The 19,384-nt window shown below is 68.9% G+C and carries 13 protein-coding genes, 1 tRNA gene and 1 pseudogene; 3 read left to right on the top strand and 12 right to left on the bottom strand.

Annotated features, from left to right (window positions below):
- The first annotated feature begins 92 nt into the window (after window positions 1–92).
- The gene (locus tag D3F03_RS10715; RefSeq protein WP_119109331.1) at window positions 93–1,268 is read left to right on the top strand and encodes a saccharopine dehydrogenase family protein; all 1,176 of its coding nucleotides are present in this window, start codon (window positions 93–95) and stop codon (window positions 1,266–1,268) included.
- Between the two features lie 6 nt (window positions 1,269–1,274).
- Here the strand turns inward: D3F03_RS10715 and D3F03_RS10720 are convergent, their stop codons facing one another.
- Entirely contained in the window at window positions 1,275–1,895 is a 621-nt protein-coding gene (locus D3F03_RS10720) for a LysE family translocator (protein WP_119109512.1), read from the bottom strand.
- Between the two features lie 92 nt (window positions 1,896–1,987).
- Here D3F03_RS10720 and D3F03_RS10725 point away from each other — a divergent pair, with 92 nt between their 5' ends.
- Together D3F03_RS10725 and D3F03_RS10730 are read left to right on the top strand one after the other, a co-directional pair.
- Complete coding sequence (locus D3F03_RS10725; protein WP_199665442.1) at window positions 1,988–2,452, top strand: Lrp/AsnC family transcriptional regulator; 465 nt, start codon at window positions 1,988–1,990, stop codon at window positions 2,450–2,452.
- A 152-nt stretch (window positions 2,453–2,604) separates the two neighbouring features.
- On the top strand, window positions 2,605–3,099 hold the full coding sequence (locus tag D3F03_RS10730; RefSeq protein ID WP_119109332.1) for a YXWGXW repeat-containing protein: 495 nt from the start codon (window positions 2,605–2,607) through the stop codon (window positions 3,097–3,099).
- A gap of 68 nt (window positions 3,100–3,167) precedes the next feature.
- Here D3F03_RS10730 and D3F03_RS10735 read toward each other — a convergent pair whose 3' ends face one another.
- The 11 genes and pseudogenes from D3F03_RS10735 to rplQ form a co-directional block, all read right to left on the bottom strand.
- Window positions 3,168–4,400, bottom strand: coding sequence for an FIST signal transduction protein (locus D3F03_RS10735; protein ID WP_119109333.1), 1,233 nt, complete (start codon window positions 4,398–4,400; stop codon window positions 3,168–3,170).
- Window positions 4,401–4,446: 46 nt separating this feature from the next.
- Window positions 4,447–5,313, bottom strand: a complete 867-nt coding sequence (locus D3F03_RS10740) for a PhaM family polyhydroxyalkanoate granule multifunctional regulatory protein (RefSeq protein ID WP_119109334.1) — start codon at window positions 5,311–5,313, stop codon at window positions 4,447–4,449.
- 92 nt (window positions 5,314–5,405) lie between these two features.
- Window positions 5,406–5,918 (bottom strand): annotated as a pseudogene (locus tag D3F03_RS10745) (copper chaperone PCu(A)C); the annotation flags it as partial.
- A gap of 20 nt (window positions 5,919–5,938) precedes the next feature.
- Entirely contained in the window at window positions 5,939–6,493 is a 555-nt protein-coding gene (locus tag D3F03_RS10750) for a YcnI family copper-binding membrane protein (protein ID WP_119109336.1), read from the bottom strand.
- A 10-nt stretch (window positions 6,494–6,503) separates the two neighbouring features.
- The gene (locus D3F03_RS10755) at window positions 6,504–8,837 is read right to left on the bottom strand and encodes a TonB-dependent receptor (protein ID WP_119109337.1); all 2,334 of its coding nucleotides are present in this window, start codon (window positions 8,835–8,837) and stop codon (window positions 6,504–6,506) included.
- Between the two features lie 79 nt (window positions 8,838–8,916).
- Window positions 8,917–9,276, bottom strand: coding sequence for a DUF2946 family protein (locus tag D3F03_RS10760; RefSeq protein ID WP_119109338.1), 360 nt, complete (start codon window positions 9,274–9,276; stop codon window positions 8,917–8,919).
- A 35-nt stretch (window positions 9,277–9,311) separates the two neighbouring features.
- On the bottom strand, window positions 9,312–11,363 hold the full coding sequence (gene recD, locus D3F03_RS10765) for an exodeoxyribonuclease V subunit alpha (RefSeq protein ID WP_119109339.1): 2,052 nt from the start codon (window positions 11,361–11,363) through the stop codon (window positions 9,312–9,314).
- Entirely contained in the window at window positions 11,360–15,136 is a 3,777-nt protein-coding gene (gene recB / locus D3F03_RS10770; protein WP_119109340.1) for an exodeoxyribonuclease V subunit beta, read from the bottom strand. The genes recD and recB overlap by 4 nt, the downstream gene beginning before the upstream one ends.
- Window positions 15,133–18,711 (bottom strand): exodeoxyribonuclease V subunit gamma, encoded by a 3,579-nt coding sequence (recC, locus tag D3F03_RS10775; RefSeq protein ID WP_119109341.1) that lies wholly within the window; start codon window positions 18,709–18,711, stop codon window positions 15,133–15,135. Before recC ends, recB begins: the two co-directional genes overlap by 4 nt.
- Before the next feature lie 110 nt (window positions 18,712–18,821).
- Window positions 18,822–18,898: transfer RNA gene (locus D3F03_RS10780), tRNA-Met, on the bottom strand.
- A gap of 19 nt (window positions 18,899–18,917) precedes the next feature.
- Entirely contained in the window at window positions 18,918–19,313 is a 396-nt protein-coding gene (gene rplQ, locus D3F03_RS10785) for a 50S ribosomal protein L17 (protein WP_119109342.1), read from the bottom strand.
- Between the last annotated feature and the right edge of the window lie 71 nt (window positions 19,314–19,384).

The raw sequence follows: 19,384 nt of genomic DNA on the forward strand, positions 1-19,384 counted from the left end.
CCGCCCCAGCGGCGGCGGCCCCTACGCCTGCGCGACAGGCGGGCAGCGCGCCGTCTTTCACAATGCCGCCATCGCACTCAGAGGTATTTTCCATGGCCAAAGCTTTTGATCTTGTCGTTCACGGCGCCACCGGTTTTACCGGCCGGCTGGTGGTGGAGTATCTGCTCCAGCGCTACCCAGCAGGCAGCGGTCTGCGCTGGGCCATGGGCGGGCGCAGTGCAGAGAAACTTGCCTCGGTGCGCGACGCCATCGGCGCGCCAGCCGATACGCCCCTGGTGCTGACCGACAGCAGCGACCCCGCCAGCCTGCAGGCGCTGATGGAGCAGACCCGGCTGGTGCTGACCACGGTGGGGCCCTACCAACTCTATGGCAGTGAACTCGTGGCGGCCTGCGCGGCTGCGGGTGTGGACTATGTCGACCTGTGCGGCGAGCCCGCCTGGATGCGCCAGATGATCGATGCGCACGAAGGTGCCGCAAAGGCCAGCGGCGCGCGCATCGTGTTCTCTTGCGGTTTTGATTCCATACCGTTCGACATGGGCGTGTGGATGTTGCAAAACGAGATGCACGCACGCTTTGGCCACCCCGCCAGCCGCGTGCGCGGACGCGTGCGCAAGATGAAGGGCACCTTCTCCGGCGGGACTGCCGCCAGCCTGAAAGCCACCATGGCCGCCGCCGCCGCGGACCCCGGCGTGCTGGAGCTGTTGCGCAACCCCTTCTCGCTCACCCCTGGCTTTGAAGGCCCGCGCCAACCCTCGGGCAACAAACCCATGGTGGACGAGGCGCTGGGCATGTGGGTAGCGCCGTTCGTGATGGCCGCCATCAACACGCGCAACGTCCACCGCTCCAACTTGTTGATGGGGCACCGCTACGGGCCGGACTTTGTGTACGACGAGATGCTGGTGACCGGCACGGGCGAGAAGGGCGAAGCGATGGCCAACGCCGTGGCCGCCGACAAGTCGCTTGGCTCCGACAGCGGCCCCAGACCGGGCGAAGGCCCTTCGCCCGAGGAGCGCGAGGCGGGGTTCTACGACGTGCTCTTCCTGGGGATGGACGCCGAGGGCCACCAACTGCGCGTGGCGGTCCAGGGCGACCGTGATCCGGGCTACGGCTCAACCTCCAAGATGATTGCCGAGGCGGCCGTGTGCCTGCTGCAGGACGCCACCAGCACACCGGGCGGTATCTGGACCACGGCCCCTGCACTGGGACAGGCGCTGATCGACCGGCTGCAGGCCCACGCCGGGCTGACATTCGCCGTCGAGCCAGCCTGAACCGCCTTAGCGGAGCAGCCCCCACCACTGCCAGAGCGCAAAGCCTGCCAGCAGGGCCGCCGAGCTCCATTGGATGCGTTGGCGCCAGGTCTCGTCCAGGCGCGCGCGCCAACGGGCCACCATGGCAGTCAGCAGCAGCCACCACAGCGCCGAGCCCAGCCACACCCCCGCCACCATGGGCAGCACCGCCACGGTCCGGGCCCCACCGGCCATGGCGCCGAAGATGGCGATGAACGACAGGATGGTGACCGGGTTCGACAGGGTGAGCGCCAGCGTGCCGACAAAACACCCCAACAGATCGCCGGACGTGGCCACGACTGCCGCCTGCCGGGCCATGGGCTGGCGTGCCACGCGCCAGGCCATCGCCAACAGCACCAGCCCACCCACCAGCGCCAGCCAGGTTCGCGCACCCACCAGCGCATCGATCAGAAAGCGCGTGCCCAGCGCCCCGAGTGCGCCATACAGCGCATCCGCCGTGGCCGCTCCGAGCCCCGTGGCCAAGCCGGCACGCATACCGCGCTCCAGCGTGCGCTGGATGGTCAGCAGGCCGATGGGCCCCACTGGCGCAGCGATCGAGAACCCCACCCACAGAGCCTCAGAAAACAACAAAAATACCTTGGAAACCATCTCGCCATGGTAGGCAGAGACGGCGCATGACAACAGCCAGAAAATTCGGCCGAACAGATTGAATGCCGTTCTTTTCAAAGCAAGAATTGGCAATGACAAAACATTCACCGATCCAGCTCGACAACAAGGCCTGGCTGCTACTGCAGGCCCTGCAGGCCGATGGCCGGGCACCGCTCAAGGCGCTGGCCGATGCCACGGGCCTATCCATGCCGGCCACGGCCGAGCGCCTCAAGCGACTGCAGGAGTCCGGTGTGATCCGCGGCTACCAGGCACAGGTGGAACCGGCCGCCGTGGGCTACGGGGTGCGCGCCATCGTAGGCATCCATGTGCCGCAACCGGGCAAGCGCGCCCTGCTGGACAGGCTCGCCGAACTGCCCGAGGTGCTGGAATGCCACCATGTAGCGGGGGAGGATTCCTATGTGATGCAGGTCGTCGCCACCTCACTGCAAGACCTGGAGCGCTTCCTCGCCAGCATCAACGGCTATGGCGAAACACGCACCTCCATCGTGTTCTCCACGCCCATCGAGCGGCGCGGGCTGGCGCGGCCTGCACGCTGAGGGCCTGTTCTCGTCTCTCCTGCAGGCGCGCGTTCGCGCGCAACCGGTCACCCACCTACACACAACTTCACGCTTGCCCTACAGACATTTGACAAGCAGGCCGCATCATGGCGATATTGGCTTTCCGTGAGCCGTATCCCAGGAGAACCTTCATGCACCGCCCTCTCACCACCGCCGCCGCTGTGGCTGCCCTTGCCCTCGCCAGCCTGGCGCCGGCGCAGGCTGCCACCCAGGCCACTGTGATCATCCAGTCCGGTCCAACCCTCGAATACCGCAACCTGCCACCACCACCGCCCCCACGTGTCATCGAGCGCCCTGGCATGCGGCGTGGCCAAGTCTGGGTGGAAGGCCACTGGGAATGGCGCGGCGCACGCTACCACTGGATCAATGGCTACTGGCTGAAGATGCGCCCCGGCTACACCTACATGCAACCTCACTGGGTGCAGAGCGGCGGCGATTGGCGCTTTGAGCGCGGCGGCTGGCAAGGCCGCGGTCCCGGTATGCGCGACCATGACGACATGCGCAACCGCTACAACCGCCACGACATGGACGGCGACGGCCTGCGCAACAACCGGGACGGCGACCGCGATGGCGACGGCGTGCGCAACCGCAACGACCGGCATCCAAACGACCCGCGCCGCAATTAAGCGCCCCCGGCATTGCGGCCTTGCTGCACGCAAAGCGCCCCAGCCCTCGCGGTTGGGGCGCTTTTTCGTTACCGCTTGGTGAGAAACACCGTCAGCACGCCGGTGTAGCCGTAGATATTGGCGTGCGCGATTTCACCGCCGGCAAAAAACCCGACCAGCGGCACATCGCCCAGGGCATGCTGCACGATGCGCAGCTCCGCACTGTCACCGCCAAAATGCCGGCCACCACGGCCTGAGCAGCTCACGTAAAGGGCGCCGGCAATGGCGTGGGTGGGCGCCGCACCTTCGGGCGCCAGTTCCTCACGGATTTCGGCGCAGATGCGCGTCAGATCGGCGCGCGCCGCCTGCACGTTGCGCTGGCAGAACGCCAGGCGCATGCCGCTTTCCACATGCTCTGCGAGGGCTACGCCGTGGCGCGTGCCATCGAGCCCGATGATGTGCCGCACACGGGTTTCGGCGCCGAAATGGCCGGTGCTGCGCAACGCCGGCGCAGGCCCAGAACGCTCGTCGTCCATGAGACCGGCCAGCGTCACGCGCACGCGCTCGATGGCCTGCTGCGGATCCCCCGAAAGCGAGACCTCCAGCGTATCGAGCAGGCGCTCGAGCGCCGGCTCGTTGTCCAACGCCAGCACCACGTTGTCGGCGGCCTCGGTGATGCGGTGCACCGGCCCGACGGGCTGGCAGCCCTGGGTGACGCGCGAGATCAGGGCCACGCCGGCCCCAAAGGCCACGCCCGAGAGGCCGCCGGTAAATACGCCACTGGCGGCGCCCTGCCCGGCAAGGTTGCCGTTGCCACCCACGGCAAATTGCACGCTGGCGCCACGGCTGGCCGCCAGACCACCAAACAAATAGCCGCTCGCCGTGCGGTCGGCCAATTCGGCCACCAGCGCCGCAACCTCAGGCGCGGCGCCATCGGCATGTACCAGCGCCGTCTGCGCCGAAAACCCGCCCACCCCGCTGCAGGGCAGCGGCGCGACGCCGGAGAACACGCGGTACTGGTCGGGCGGCAATTCCAGCAGCATCAGCGCCAGCGCTGGCTGGTCGAAGTACTCGGCGCTGCCGCCGCAGACCCCGACGCCCACGGTGCCGCTCCAGTCGGTGATTTCGGGCAGCTCAGCGGCCAGCAGGTCGAGCACTTCCTGCGCTTGATCGGCGTAGTGGTCGGTGATGTAGAGCAGGCCCAGCGTGGGTGCCGACGCGTAGCCAGGCGTGCCCATCTGCGCGCGCACCTGGGCCAGCGCCATCAGCGCTGCCATGCGGGCTTGCGGATGGGTGGCGTGGCCGGTTGGAAACAGTTTCATCGAGATCCCCGCCAAAGAAGGTGCCCAGCGCTGCGCGCTGGTGGCTTCAGCGCGTGCTACGGGCCGAGGTTTTGCGCGCCGCCGCCTTGCGCGGTGCAGGTTTTTTTGCCGTCGCCTTGGCCACCTTCTTCGCGGCCACTGGCTGTTTGGCCGCGCTGCGGGGGCTGGCCGCCTTGGTGCGGCCGGTGGCGGCCTGCATGCTCTTGACGCCCTGAGCCGCCATTTGTGCGGTCATGCCGGTGGCGGTCTTCAGAGCGTCCTTGGCCAGACCGGTAGCCACGTTGCGCGCGGCGTCCACGGCCGTCTGGCGCGCAGCGTCCTTCATGGCCGAACTGGCGATCTGCTGGAACTGCTGCGTCAGCGCGCCCCACCACTGCATCGGGTCGATGACGCTGGCGGCTTCGGCCTTGCCTTTGGATTTGCCTGCAGGGGCCTTCTTGTCCGTGCCGCCGTGCACGGAGCCTGCGGCCTCGGGCGCTGCTTCGTCCGCCGAGGGGCGAACCGCGTCGGCCGCGCGGGATGCCACGCCGCTGACCATCTGCGCGGCTTGGGCCAAGCCCTCACCCGCCTTGTGCACCCCGCCCATCACGGTATCGGCGGTCTTGAGCTTGAAGGCATTGGCCACGTCGCCCATGCTGAAGTTCATGCCCTTGAGCGTGGCCAGGGTCATCTTCTGCACCTCCAGCGCCTGGATGGTGGCGGCCAGAGCCCGCGAGTTCTGCTCCAGCCAGAACTGCACGGCTTTGAGCTCCTCGACGCGCTTGTCCAACTCTTCGACGCTGAGGGTCGGCGCCACCCAGTTGGAGAGCTGGGGCAACTGCGGGATGTTGCCTGCAGCGCCCTTGGCCAGGCCTTGCAGGAAATCGAAGCCCGGCACGAATTTGCCAAAACCAAAGGGGGTTGAATCGCTCATGGTTGCTTCCGCTGTGGAGGGTTAAGAGGTGTGCGGACAGCTTACTCCAATGCGCCCCGGCTGGGGCGCCCACAGCGGTAATGCGGCGCTCAGTTCTTCTGCGTGGGCATGGGCATGGGCATCGCCATGGGCGCGGCGTGGCCGCCGTGCGCGCCAGGGGGCATGGTGGCCACCGGGACCTGCAGTTCCATGCGGTGCTCCTCGCCCTTGGCGTCCTTGAACACCAGGGTCAGCGGCAATTGCGTGTCCTTGGCCAGCGGCGCCTTCAGGTCCATCAGCATGATGTGGTAGCCACCGGGCTTGAGCTCGACCGCCTTGCCGGCCGGCAGATCGAGCTCCGGCAAAGCACGCATTTTCATGACGCCACCATCCATTTTCATCTCATGCACTTCGGCGTGGCCAGCAGCAGGCGTCTCGGCACGCAGCAGGCGCAAAGGCTCGCTGGCGGTAATGCGCATGAATGCACCCGAGCTCGTTTGGCCCTGCACGCTGGCACGTGCCCAGGCGCCATCGACGGCGGCCGGAGCCGCGCCCTGGGCATAGGCATGGCCGGCCAGCAGAGTGGCGGCAAACAGCAGGGAGGTGGTGAAACGTTGCATAGTCATCGTGGGCTCCTGTGAAAAACTTAGTGCGAATGGCCGCCGGCTGCGGGCAGCAGCTCCAGCGCAGCCGCGGGGGATTTGAGGTCGTGCAGCTTCTGGTCTGCCATGGGCACCTCGGCCCAGTCCATGCGGCCCTGTTCGCAGATTTGCTCCACCGGCCAGTAGATTGTTCCGGCCTGGCTGGGCAGGTGTGCCTGGAGCACGAACTCGTCGTAGAAATCGCCGGGCAGTGCGTCCGCTGGCGTCTTGGCGCTCCAGCGGATGCGGCGCACTTCCTCGGTGATGGTCTTGCCGTGGTCGCTGCGCGGCTGGGCCAGCTTCTCGCGCTCGATAGCAATCGTCCAGCCCGGCTTGGGCATGGGCTTGGCGCCTTCCACGCCGGCGGGGATGGTGACGGCGATCTCGCGCGTGGGCGATGCGCCGCAGCCGTGGCCGACGCGGAACGTGGCCTTGTAGCTGCTGCCTGCATTGGCCACCTGGTATTCCAGCGTGACATGCGCATTTGCAAGGTTAAAAACGCCGCTAGCGCTTACCAGTAAAGCGCTGATAGCTATGAATTTGAGAGTTTTTGAAGGCATGGTGGTTCTTTCAGAGGTCGATCTTGAGTTCCGCGACATAGCTGCGCTGCGGATAGGGGTGGAAATTCCAGAACTGGTAGTTGTTGGCGTTGTCGATGCCGAAGGACGCCACCATGTGCTTGTCGATCCGGTAGCGGGCACGCAGGTCCACGGTGAAGAACTTGCTCACGCCCATGTAGGCAAAACCGTTCACGTCGCTGTTGTCGAGGGTGCGGAACTGCGGGCCGCTGTAGCGCGCGCCCACCGAGGTGCTCCAGCGCTCGTTCCAGCGGTAGCTCGCCAGCGCGCTGGCGCGCCATTTGGCGACATTGGGCTGGCGCTTGCCGATGGTGTCGCCCGGCACCGTGACGAAGCCGGCGTTGTCCTTGATGACCGAATCGGCGTAGGTGACGCTGGCGTTCAGGTCCAGGCCGCGGCGCAGCACATCGCTGCCGCTCCAGGCCAGTTCCAATCCCTTTGTCTGGATGCGGCCAACGTTCTGCACGCGGCTGACGTTGCGGTTGGCCACGGTATCCAGCGTGGTCTGGGTGTAGAGCGCGTCGTGCGTGTCCTCGGTGAAGAAGGTCAGGCGCAGCAGGCTGCTCCCCAGGTCTTTTTCCGCGCTCAGCTCAGTGGTCCAGGATTTTTCCGGCCGCAGGTTCGGGTCGTTGATGTACTGCGCATTCGCGGTGGCGGTGGCGCCATACAGTTCGCTCACCGTCGGAAAGCGCACTGCCCGGCCGGCCGAGGCCTTGAGCACCGTGTCCGGCAGCCACTGCCAGGAGAGCGCCGCCTTGGGCGAGAAGTGCGTCTCGCTGCGCTCGGCCCAGCGCGTGTCGATGGCGGGCGCGGCGCCAGGGATGGCGGTGCTGCCGTCGTAAGCGCTCCAGCGCTCGCCGCGCAGGCCCAGCACCGTCTTCCAGCGTGGCGCGAACGACCAGGCATCCTGCGCGTACAGGCTTTGCAAGCGCGTCTTGCCGCCCACCTCGCTGACCCGCGCGCCGGGGCCGTCCTGCAGCCAGTTGCCCGGGATCGCGGAGGTGAGGTAGTCCAGTTGGTAGCTGTCCTGCTGGAAGCCGAAATCGACGATGTGGGCGCCCTGCATGCCGCCCGGGCGCCAGATGCCCTTCAATGCCAGGTTGTTCCAGCCTGTTCCGTTGCCGTCTGCCAGCGTACCAGGCCCGCCAGAGGCGGCACCGGGCAAGGCATTGGCGGCGCTGTTCTGGCGCTTTTGGTCCTTGCCGTAGTCGTAGAGGCTGGCCGCCACTTCCCAGTCAAACACGCCCTGCGTATGGCTCTTGACCGACAGGCCGTGCATGGTGTGCAGGAGCGATTCGTTAGTCAGCGCGAAATCGCTGCCGGTCAGCGGCGCGTAGCTGCGCCCGCCGATGTTGATGGCGCCGCTCGTGACCGGCTGGCCCGCGGCATCGCGCAGGTACGACACCGGCCGCCCCTGCGACTGGTTTTGCCACACCCCCAGCGTATAGGCGGCGCGCAAGGTGGGCGTGATGTCCCAGGCCAGCTTGGCCTTGAAGTGGTCCTGCCGCGTGGTGTACGCCGTGCCGCTGCCCAGAATCCACCAGGGGGCATTGGCGCTGTTCAAACCTGGCACCGCGCCGGTGACCGGTGTGCCGGCCGTGCCGGGCGTTCCGCTGGCCAGCGTGCGCGTGGCAAAGGTCAGCGGCTGGCCCTCGCTGTCGGTGTGGCTGAAGTTGAGGAACCAGGCCCAGTCGCCGCTTTTGTTGCCCACCGAGGTGCTGGCCTGCCAGCTGCGGGTTGTGGTGTTGGTGCCGTAGAGCTCAAAAGGCTGCGACACGTAGCCCATCTTGGCGTGCGCCTCGAAGTGCGTGGGCATGCGCGTGACGTAATCGACCACCGCGCCCACCGAGTTGCCAGGGTAGGCGGCGGAGAACGGCCCGTACATCACATCGACCCGCTCGATCTCCTCGGGCGTCACCAAACCCCAGCGCGGCGGAAACGACAGGCCGCCGATGCCGTTGCCCAGGTAGTTCGACAGCAGGATGCCGTCGGCATACACCGCCGAGCGCGCGCTGTTGCCGGTGCCCGAGGCCCGGCTGGAGAGGATGGCGTGGTTGTAGTCGCCGATGTAGCGCTTGCGCACCAGCAGGCTGGGGAAGTACTTGAGCGCGTCCTCGCTGTCGGTGGCGTTGATGCCCTGCTCGATCTGCTCGCCCGTGACACCCTCCATGGTGGTGGGAATCTGCGTCGGCAGCGAGGTGGGCTGACCACCGGTGATGGTGACGACGCCCAGTTCTTTGGTCGGGGCATCGTTGGCCTGGGCATACGCGCTCAGGCTGAAGGGAAAGGCCACGGCAAGCGCCATGGCCACGCGATTTCTGCGCATGGGAACACTCCTGAAACCAATGAAAACGACCGCCAGCGCTTATCCCTATTGGGCAAGCAGCTACGGTTGCAATAGCACTTCAGGAGAACAGCGGAGGCCCGCGCGCCGGCAGCGGCGCGGCCGTGCGCGCCGCAATGTGCGCGGCGGGAATGGGCAGCAGGGCATGGGCCAGCGGCAGGGCCTGCGGCAGGCGGATGGGCGCAGGCGGCGGGGCGGCACTGCCAAAGTGCACGCACAGCGGACAGTCAAGCGTATGCCCGCGCTGCGTCTGCGTACCATCGTCGCCCAGCGCCAGCAGCTTGATGTCGCCGCTGGCCGAGCACACCAGTTGCGCCGATTGCGGGTGAACGAAAGGCGACGCCGTCGCCACGCCGATGGACATGGCAAACCACACCAGCATGAAGCTGGCGAGAGCGCGAAAGCGGCGCAAGGTTTGCATGGACAGGGATTGTAGGCGGCACGCTTGCCGAACGCTCATCCGGCTTCGCGCCGCAGCAGGTCTTGCAAGCCGCTGGCGCGCTGGGTGCGCAGCTGCACCGCCTGCGCCAGCAGCCCGGCGCGTGGCGCCACCAGCGTAAAGACCTGGCGCGCGCGGGTGATGCCGGTATAGACCAGTTCGCGCGAAAGCAAGGCGCCCGCGTGCGGCGGCAGCACCAGCGCGGTGTGCTCGAACTCCGAGCCCTGCGCCTTGTGCACCGTCATGGCGAACGCGGTTTCCACATGCGCCAGCCGCGCCACGCTGACCGAGCGCAAGCTCGGGCCATCGGCAAAAAACACGCGCAGGCCGGCGCCCCCCGCAGCCGGCAAGGCCAGACCCACATCGCCATTGAACACGCCGGCCTCCGCGTCGTTGCGTGTGACGAGCACCGGGCGCCCGGCGTACCACTGGCCGGTGCCGCCAAGCAGCCGCGCCTCGCGCGCCGCACGTTCGATGGCGCGCGCCATCCCCTCGGCACCCCAGGGGCCTTCGCGCACCGCGCACAGCAGCCGGAAGCGCTCGAAGGCGGCGAGCACGCTGGCGGTCCAGGCGGCGTGCCCGGGAGCATCGTCCGCCGCCGGCTGGCGGCCAAGCCGCAACAGGTAGTCGCGGTAGCTCGGCGCCGGCCCTTCGGCAAGTGCAAGTGTTACGGCAGCTTGGGGGTCAACCCCCTCCAGCGAATGCAGGGCGCCACTGGCGTCATGGCGCAGCAGCGCCGCCGCACGCGCGCCGTCCCCCGCATGGACGGCCAGCGCCAGCGCACCGATGGGGCCGGAAAAGCGGTGGCTCTCACGCAGCATGACGGTGTTCGCGGCCAGCAGCGGCACCGGCACCGGCACCGCCAGGGCTCGCAGCGCCAGGGGAATGTCCACACCGGCTGCCGCCTGGGCATAGCGCACCGTGCCCGCGCCGTAATGGCCCTGTTCCGCGCCCTGGCACAGGTCGCCCAGCACGGCGCCTGCCTCGACCGAGGCGAGCTGGTCTTTGTCGCCCAGCAGCACCAGGCGGGCGTGGGCGGGCAACGCGGCGAGCAGCGAAGCCATCATTTCAAGGTGCACCATGGAGGCTTCATCGACGATGAGCACGTCCACATCCAGCGGCGCCGCCGCGTGGTGGCGCAGCCGCCGCGTGCCTGGGCGGGCGCCCAGCAGCGCGTGCAGGGTACGCGCCGGACCGATGCGCGTGGCAAAGCCGGCCAGGTCCAGGGTATCGCCCACCCGCGCCTGCAAGCCCGCCAGCGCCGTCTCCAGCGATTGGCGCAAGCGCGCTGCCGCCTTGCCCGTGGGCGCGGCCAGCGCGACCCGCAGGCGCTCGGGCGTGCTGTCCACCGCCAGCAACGCGGCGAGCAGGCGGGCTGCGGTGTAGGTCTTGCCGGTGCCGGGGCCGCCGGTGACGATGGCCAGGCGCGAGCGCAAGGCGATGGCACAGGCGAGCTTCTGCCAGTCGCAGGTGCCGGTGGGCGCCGGGTCGAACAAGCGGTCGAGCCAGTGGCGCGCGAGCGCGGTGTCCACCGCGATAGGCTCGGCAGCGCGGGCGCGCAACTGCTGCGCCACCGCTTGCTCGAAATGCCAGTAGCGCCGCAGGTACAGGAGCGGCGCCTCGGGCGGGCCGGCGAGCACCAACGGGGTGCCACCGTCCGGCTGGGCACCCTGCTGCGGCGCGCGGGCGGCGTCCTGCACACAGTGGCTGGCGCGCAGCGCCTGCATCCACTGCGTGGGGTCGGTAGAAAGGCCGCGCAACAACGCGTCCAGCGCCTCCTGAGCCGCTGGCGGCCAGCCCGGCAAGGCAAGCGGCCGAGCGCACAGCAGGTTCACCGGAAGGCAACTGTGGCCACGGCCCTCGAACTGTGCCAGCAGGGCGGCGGCCACCAGCAGCTCGGGTGCAGCGTCGGGGTCGAGCCGGGCCATGAACTGTGCCAGCGCCCAGTCGAGCTGGCGCAGCCAGCCTGCGTCGGCCAGGGCACGCAGGCCGGCAAGGGTGGCGGCGCGCGGGTCGGGCACTCCCGGAATCTGGGGCATCTCACACATGCCCAGGTCGGCCGTGCTCATGGGTGCACCTCGCCTGCCACGGGCGTCTGGAGCAGCGCATCGAGCGCATCCAGCAGCGCCAGCGGCGGCGCAAGCTGCACCACGCCGCTGGCCGGCCCGTCGATGCCGCGCAGGAAGTACAACAGCACGCCGCCCAGGTGCTGCTGCGGGGCATAGTGCGCGCCCAAGCGCGCGCGCAGCAGGCGGTGCAGCGCCAGCAGGTAGAGCGCAGCCTGCACGTCGTAGCGGTGCTGGGCCAGGGCCTGCTCCAGGGCGGGCAGAGCGTAGGCCTGGGCGTCCGGCCCTAGCCAGTTGGATTTGTAGTCCAGCACCCAGTAGCGCCCGCCATGCTCGAACACCAGATCGGCAAAGCCCATCAGCATGCCGTGCAGCGCACGCTCGGGCAGGGCCGGGCGTGGCAGGCCAGGCAGCAGATGCTGGCGGCACAGCGCGTCGATGTCCTGCGCCGGCAAGCGCTGGGCGGGCAGCCAGAATTCCATCTCCGGCAGGCGCGTGGCGAGGGCGGCGAGGGGCACGCCCAGCGGCGGCAAGGGGGTTGCCACGACCGCCGCCAGCCAGGTCAGCACCTCGTCTGCCACCGCGCCATAGGCAGAGCGCTCGCAGCGCCGGCGCAGGCGCGCGGCCACCGGACCATCGGGCGCGAATGCAAAGCCTTCGCCCGCGAGCCATTCGAGCTGCTCATGCAAAAAGTTGCCCACCAGCGTGCCGCGTGCAAAGCCGTGCCAGAGCGCCGGTGGCTCGGGAAACAGGTCGGCCGTACTGCCGCGCGGGCGCTTGGCCAGCGTGGCGCTGCCGGGTTCTGCGCGTTCGGCATCGTCCGGCACCGGCGCCTCATCATCCGCCGGCATGGCGCGGTGCGTCGGCAGCAGTGCCTGCTCCGGGCCGGCGGATGGCAGGCCGCGCACCAACTGGGAAAAACTGGCGATGCCCCAATGCCGGTCGAACCAGGCGGTGTAGTCCATGCCCTCCTGCAAGGCGCGCACGCCGCCGCGTGGAACAAAGGCGGTGCAAGGCGCGGCGCCCTCCTCCACCGCTTCCAGGCGGATCGCTGGCTGTGCGTCCGCCAGGTCGTGCAGTGCGGCAAGCCACTCCTCGGGCGAGCGCGCCTCGCCTCCGGCCAGCACGCTGCCGGCCGCGCTGCGGTGGGTACTGGTCTTGGCCGACTTGCCTTCGCTGATGGCGGCAAAGCCCAGCCAGAGCGCGTGCCGCGCGCGGGTCAGTGCCACGTAGAACAAGCGCAGATCTTCGCGCAGGCGTTCGCACTCGGCCTGCTGCCATTGCGCGTCGCTGGGCGCAAGCTGGAGCGTGCGAACGCCCGCGGCATCCGACAGCGCCACGGCGGGGTTGCGCTTTTGCTTCTTCACCGGCCGCATGGAGCAGGCAAACGGCAGGCAGACCACCGGGTATTCCAGCCCCTTGCTTTTGTGGATGGTGACGATCTGCACCAGGTCGGCATCGCTCTCCAGGCGCACGATCTGCTCGTCGGCGGCCGCGCCCGCTTGCTGCAACTGGCCGGCAAGCCAGCGCACCAGCGCCTGTTCGCCATCGAGCGTGCTGCTGGCGGTCTGCAGCAGTTCGGCGAGGTGCAGGAAGTTGGTCAGGCGCCGCTCGCCACCGGCCTCGCGCAGCCAGCGCGCGGGCAGGCCGAACTGGTGCAGCGTCTGGCGCAGCATGGGAAGCACGCCCTGCGATTGCCACAGCGCCTGCAGCGCGCGCAATTGCTCGCTGCGCGCCTCCAGCGCTGCATCGTCCTGCGCCAGGCGTTCGAGCTCGGTGATCGGCAAATCCAGTGTCGCGCTCGCCAGCGCGGTGCGCAGGCGCCGCGCATCGCGCGGCTCGGCCACGGCTTGCAGCCACCAGAGCAGGTCGCGCGCTTCGGGGCCCTTGAACACCGAGTCCTTGTCCGACAAATACACCGAGGCCAGGCCCCGGCGGCGCAGCGCACGCTGCATGGCCTGGGCTTCGGTGCCACTGCGCACCAGCACGGCGATGTCGGCGGGGCGCAGTGGCCTGAACGGCTCGCCTTCCTCGGCAAAGCCCGCCTGCGGGTCGTTGAGCCAATCGACAATCTGCTCGGCGCAGCGTGCGGCAAAGCGCTGGCGCTGCACCGGCGCGCCCGCGGGCTCCAGGGCGTGGGCGAGCACCATCGGGGGCAATGCGCCCGCGCGTGTCACCAGGCGCTCCTTGCGCCCTTTGGCGCCCACCGGCACAAAGGGCAGCGGGTCGGTTTCGAGCGCGGCACTCACCCCCATGTCCCCCACCACTTCGCCGGTGCGAAACCCAAAGGCACCCGCGCCAGGGCGCTGCTCCGCACGGGAAAACCAGTGGTTGACCACCTCCACCAGCACCTGGGTGGAGCGGTAGTTGGTGTCCAGCATGGCGTGCCGGCCGCGGGTGGCGCGGCGCGCGGCCAGGTAGCTGTAGATATCGGCACCACGGAAGGCATAGATCGATTGCTTGGGGTCACCAATGAGCAGCAGCGCCGTCGCCGGGTCGTTGGCCTGCGGCTGGTACAGGCGCTCGAAGATGCGGTACTGCAGCGGCGAGGTGTCCTGGAATTCGTCAATCAGCGCCACCGGGTGCTGCGCCAGGATGCGCGCACGCAGGGCGTCGCCGCGCGGCCCCGAGAGTGCGCGGTCCAGCCGCACCAGCATGTCGTGAAAGCCAAAGCTGCCGCTTTGCTGTTTGAGGTGGGCCAGGCGCTCGGCGATCCGCGCGGCAGCGTGCTCGCGCAGCGCAATCTCGGGGGTGGGCAGGGTTTGCTGCGCGGCCAGCAGCGCAGGGATGGCAGAAAAGTCCGGCGGAATCTCGCTCGGCGGCGCATCGGGCTTGCGCAAGGCCAGCAGCGCTTCGCGGCACAGGCGTTCGGTGGCGGTCTTGGTGAGCGTGAGCGGCTCCACCCCGTCGGAGCGGGCCCAGTCGGCCACCGTGCGCAGCCAGCCGGTGACGGACGATAGCTTGCGCGAATCCCAGGCCGCCTTGCGCTCGGCCAGCTCGGTCTGCACCCACAGCGCCAGTGCGTCGGCGCGCTCGGCCCACCCGGCCTTGAGCCCGGCGACGGCTGCCGCGTGCCGTGCATCGGCGCGGGCCAGGCAATCGGCAGCGCTGCCCTCGCCCGCACCGGGCGCCAGCACCAAGGTTTCCAGCGCGCGCGCATCGGCGGCCAGGGCGTCCACGTCGGGCCACACGGTCAGCACGCGCTCCAGAAGCTCGGGCGAGAGCGGGTACACCTGCTGGCGCCAGTGGTCGTGTACCGCCTGGGCGCGCAGGGTGGCTTCGTCGGCGTCGAGTTCTTCGCCAAACAGCGCGCCGCTATCGAAAGCGTGCTCACGCAGCATGCGCTGGCACCAGGCGTCGATGGTCTGCACCGCCGCGTCGTCCATGCCCTCGGCGGCAGCCGCCAGGCGCCAGGCGGCCTGCGCGCGTGCGGGGCCGGGCGTGTACGCATCGCGCAGCGCGGTCAGGTACGTGTCGTCTGGCGTGGGGTCAAACTCGCCACGCAGCACGCGCGCTGCTTCGGTCAGGCGCGCGCGGATGCGGCCCGAGAGCTCCCGCGTGGCCGCCCGGGTGAACGTCATCACCAGAATTTCGGCCGGCGCCAGCGGCCGGGCATAGCCGGCCTCGCCGCCGTGGCCCAGCACCAGGCGCAGGTAGAGCGCGGCAATGGTCCAGGTCTTGCCCGTTCCGGCGCTCGCTTCGATGAGGCGGCTGCCGTGCAAGGGAAAGTGCAGCGGGTCGAGCTTGTGGGCGGCAAGGTCGGCGAAGGGGCTCATTCGTCTTCCTCCGCGTCATCGCCATCGCCGGGCGCAAGGGTGGTGTGCGGTGTGATCTGGAGCGCCTCGGCCGCCCATCGCGCCAGCGGCGCGTGCAGCAGCAGCGCCAGGGCCTCGAAACGCCCATCGGCGGCGAGCGCCTCGAAGTCGGGGTAGAAGCGCTCCCACTCCGGGTCTTTGACTTCGCCCGGCGCGCCCTGGCGCGACCCCGAGCCTTCGTACGCGGCCTGGGCGGGTCGCTCGCTCACCAGGGCCAGCGCAGTGGCGAGCGGCAAGGGCAGCGGCGCATCGGCGTGCCACTGCTGCTGCCACAGCCCCAGAACGACCGTGAGCGTCTGCTGTGCTGTTGCCTGCTCCATGGGCGGCCAGCAGACCACCGCATCACCGGCGACGAGCACCCCTTCCACCAGGGCGCCACAGGCGGCCGCCGCGAGCGTGCGCAGCCACCAGACCAGCATTTTCTCGGGCCGCGCCCGCGCCGGCCCTTTCCCCTTGACAAGCACGCGCGAGACCGTGCGCCCCAGCAGGGCGACGCGCCCGTCGGCTGCGCGGCGCAGGGAGTCGATCCAGTCTTCCAGGGCGGCAGGCGCTGCATTTTTTAGGTCTAAATGGCCTCTAGCGCTTATTCCATATGCGTTAGCAGCTACCAAATCAGAAGCATCCAACGATTCCCACACCACCCGCAGGCGCGGCGCCGGTACGCTCCACAGCGCGCACTGCTGCTGCCAAGCCTCGGCCACGGGAAGCAGGGTGTCGAACAACATGTGCTGGGCGCGGGCCCCCAGCGCAGCCATGGGCAGGCGGCCCGCGCGGCGCAGCCCTTCCAGGGCGTCGGCCAGCATGGCGTCCAGCGGGGCGGGGTCGCCCACCGCTGTGCGGGCGTCGAGCGCGGCCAGCGTGTCCTCGGCCATCTGGTACTGCTCCAGGCCCGCGACGGCAAAGCTCTCATCGTCGGCCACCTCTTGCTCGGGCGGCTCAAACACCACCGCCAGTCGCTCGCGCAAAAAAGCACGCGCCGGGTGGCGCAGCCAGGCGCTGAGCTGCGCGAGCGTGGCGATGTGGGGCGCAGGCGTGGAGGGGGGCGCCGGGCGCAGGGCCGCATCCGGCTGGCCCGGCGCAGCGGCCTCGTGCGCGGCACGCCACTCGCGCGCGTAGGTGAACCAGCGCGCGTCGCCCTCGAAATACTGGCGGCTGAAGGGCTGCAGCGGGTGCTCGGTGGTGCGCGCCTTGACCGCCTCTTCGCCCCAGCCAGCGGCCAGGTAGTCGCGCAGTTGGGACACCAGCACCGAGGGCGGCTGTTCGCTGTTGTCGCGCACGCTGCGGCCGGTCCAGCTCACCAGCAGCATGCGGCGTGCCGAGAGCAGGGCTTCGAGCATGAGCTGGCGGTCGTCGCTCTGGCGCGACCGGTCGCCGGGCCGCGCCATGCCGGGCAGCGCCATCAGGTCAAAGTCGCTGCGCGGGCTGCGGCGTGGGTAGTCGCCGTCGTTCATGCCGAGCAGGCAGACCACCTCGAACGGGATGGCGCGCAGCGGCAGCAGCGTGCAAAAAGTGACGCCGCCGGCCCGAAAGCGCTGGGCGAGCTGCGGTTCATCGAGTGCCTGCATCCAGGCAGCGCGCGCGATCTCCAGCGGGATGGTGCCGGCGAAATCGCCTGCCTCGCAGGCTGCCAGCCAATCGACCAGCGCGGCTTCGAGCGCCTGCAGCACTTGGCGATCGGCCTCGTCCACGGGCTTGGCAAAGTCGGCCATGAGCGCGCGAAAGCGTTGCGCCCACACGCTGGGATCGGTAGGCTCCTGGCAGGATTCGAGCCAATGCCTGAGCCGTGCAAGCAAGGCAGCCAGCGCGCCGGCGAGTTCGGCGTCGAGCCCACCCACCTCGTCCCAGGCCTCGATGCCGCCAAAGCTGCCACTGCCCACGGCGTAGCCGAGCAGCATGCGCTCCAGCCCGAACCATGCCGTGTTCTGCGCGCCGCAGGCCTGCAGGCCCAGGCCCGCACGCTGCCCGGCGTCCAGGCCCCAGCGAATACCAGCGCCCGACATCCACTGCGCGAGCTGGGCCACACCGTCGGTCGCCAGGCCAAAGTGCGCTGCAATTGCCGGAACGTCGAGCAGATCGCGCAGCTCGCTCATGGCAAAACGTTGCTGGGGCACCTGCAGCAGCCAGTCAAGCGCCCCCACCAGGGGGTGGCTGGCACGCGCACCCAGGTCGGCAATCCCCCAGGGGATGTAGCGCGCATCGCCCTGCGGCACCTGGCCAAACACCGCCCGCACGGCGGGGGCGAAGCGCTCGATATCGGGCACCATCACCACGATGTCGCGCGGCGCCAGTGGCTGGTGGCCCAGTGGGTGGGCGAGCAGATCGAGCAGTTGGTCGTGCAGCACCTCGACCTCCCGCAGCGCGCTGTGGGCACTGTGGAAGACGATGGAGCGGTCATCCTCTGCCAGCACTGTGGGCGGGTGCTCCGCCAACGGCACCAGGTCGCGTATGCGCTGCTGCACCTGCAGCAGCAGCGGTGGGGTGGGGCCATCGTCCGCTTCGTCGAAATAGTCCACGCGCGCCATGCCGAGGCGTGCCTGTGCAGTGGCGGTCTCGTCGAAGGCGTCGAGCTGGCGCACGAAGTCGCGCCCCTGGCGCCCCCAGGCGGCCAGCAGCGGGTGGGCGTGCGCATGCAGGCTCTCGATGGGCAGTTGCGCCAGATCGACCCCGCCGCGCAGCGGGTGGCGCCGACGTGCCGCAGCGAGCAGCTCGCGACCGTCAATGGCGTCGGCCCAGTGAAAGCGGCACGGGTTGGGGATGGCCATCAGCACCTGGCTGTAGCGCGACAGGTCTGCCAGGAGTTCGAGCACTGGCAGCGGCAAATGGGTCATGCCGAACAGCACCACACGGCGCGGCAGCGACGCAGCCAAGGGCTCGCCAGCGCGCAGCGCCGCCAGCGCCCGTTGGTGAATCTGCGGCCGAATGGCGGCGCGCTCCGCCTCGCCCAGGCCGCCCAGCACGGCACGCCAGAGCAAAGGCTGCCAGAGCTGCTCAGGAGGCACTGGCAGCGCAGCGCCCTGGCCGCGTACCAGCCTGTCGTGGCCCTGTGCCCAATCGCCCAGCCAGTCGGGGCGATAGACCTGGTACTGATCAAACAAATCCGCGAACCGCCCAGCGAGCTGCCACAACCGATCAGGTTCGCCAGCGCGAAGAAACCCGGCCACCGGCTCGAAGCCAGGCTGCGCAACCAAGTCAGGGAGCTGCTGCAGCAGGCGCCAGATCAGCGCCGTTTTGTCCACCGCCGAGCGCGGCGGCACGGCGGCCGCGCCCAGCACCTGGCGGTAGCTGCGCCACAAAAAGCGCGCCGGCAGCTCGACCTGCGCCGCCGCGCAAACCCCAGCACGCTCGGCCAGCGCCATCTTGAACCACTCGGCCACGCCGTTGCTTTGCACCAGCACGATTTCGGATTCAAGCGGCGCGAGCGGGTGCTGCGAAAGCCATTCGAGGACCGCGTCGGCCAGCCATTCGGCACGGTTACCGTGCAAGGCGATCAGGCCAGGCTGGACAGGAGAGCGTGGGGCCGCAGCGGTGTCAGGCATACAGCGCCGATTCTGGCCTATCAAGCAGGCCCGACGGGCGCTGCTTCATCTGAGCTAGGAATTTATAAGCCAGAAATGCAAAACGCCCACAGAAGTGGGCGTTTGCTGATTGGTTGCGCGAGAAGGATTTGAACCTCCGACCTTTGGGTTATGAGCCCAACGAGCTACCAGACTGCTCCATCGCGCGGTAAGACGTAAATTATAGCTTATTTAGCGGCTTCTGCCGGTGCAGCAGAAGATTCTTCGCTGCGCTCGACCAATTCGACGAACGCCATGGGGGCGTTGTCGCCGACGCGGTAACCCATTTTCAGGATACGCGTGTAGCCGCCGGGGCGCGCGTTGAAACGCGGGCCCAGCACCGTGAACAGCTTGGTGACGCTGTCGCGGTCGCGCAGGCGGTCAAACGCCAGGCGGCGGTTCGCCAAAGTATCCACCTTGGCCAAGGTGATCATGGGCTCAATGACGCGGCGCAGTTCTTTCGACTTGGGCAGCGTGGTCTTGATGGCCTCGTGCTCGATGAGCGAGTTCATCATGTTGCGCAGCATCGCGAGGCGGTGCGAGCTGGTGCGGTTGAGTTTGCGAAGGCCGAGTCCGTGGCGCATGGTGCTTATCCTTAAATGTAATTAAAACGGGCAGCCGTATCAGGTACTGCCCGGGCACGGCCCTTTCTGTG

The organism is Simplicispira hankyongi, from assembly GCF_003570885.1.
GTDB lineage: Bacteria > Pseudomonadota > Gammaproteobacteria > Burkholderiales > Burkholderiaceae_C > Simplicispira > Simplicispira hankyongi.

Bases quoted from the DNA above. Each gene is read 5' to 3' on its own strand.
- D3F03_RS10720 (WP_119109512.1), bottom strand. From the start codon at position 1,895: ATGGTTTCCAAGGTATTTTTGTTGTTTTCTGAGGCTCTGTGGGTGGGG.
- D3F03_RS10725 (WP_199665442.1), top strand. From the start codon at position 1,988: ATGACAAAACATTCACCGATCCAGCTCGACAACAAGGCCTGGCTGCTA.
- recD (WP_119109339.1), bottom strand. From the start codon at position 11,363: ATGAGCACGGCCGACCTGGGCATGTGTGAGATGCCCCAGATTCCGGGA.
- D3F03_RS10715 (WP_119109331.1), top strand. From the start codon at position 93: ATGGCCAAAGCTTTTGATCTTGTCGTTCACGGCGCCACCGGTTTTACC.
- D3F03_RS10755 (WP_119109337.1), bottom strand. From the start codon at position 8,837: ATGCGCAGAAATCGCGTGGCCATGGCGCTTGCCGTGGCCTTTCCCTTC.
- recC (WP_119109341.1), bottom strand. From the start codon at position 18,711: ATGCCTGACACCGCTGCGGCCCCACGCTCTCCTGTCCAGCCTGGCCTG.
- D3F03_RS10735 (WP_119109333.1), bottom strand. From the start codon at position 4,400: ATGAAACTGTTTCCAACCGGCCACGCCACCCATCCGCAAGCCCGCATG.
- D3F03_RS10730 (WP_119109332.1), top strand. From the start codon at position 2,605: ATGCACCGCCCTCTCACCACCGCCGCCGCTGTGGCTGCCCTTGCCCTC.
- recB (WP_119109340.1), bottom strand. From the start codon at position 15,136: ATGAGCCCCTTCGCCGACCTTGCCGCCCACAAGCTCGACCCGCTGCAC.
- D3F03_RS10740 (WP_119109334.1), bottom strand. From the start codon at position 5,313: ATGAGCGATTCAACCCCCTTTGGTTTTGGCAAATTCGTGCCGGGCTTC.
- D3F03_RS10750 (WP_119109336.1), bottom strand. From the start codon at position 6,493: ATGCCTTCAAAAACTCTCAAATTCATAGCTATCAGCGCTTTACTGGTA.
- rplQ (WP_119109342.1), bottom strand. From the start codon at position 19,313: ATGCGCCACGGACTCGGCCTTCGCAAACTCAACCGCACCAGCTCGCAC.
- D3F03_RS10760 (WP_119109338.1), bottom strand. From the start codon at position 9,276: ATGCAAACCTTGCGCCGCTTTCGCGCTCTCGCCAGCTTCATGCTGGTG.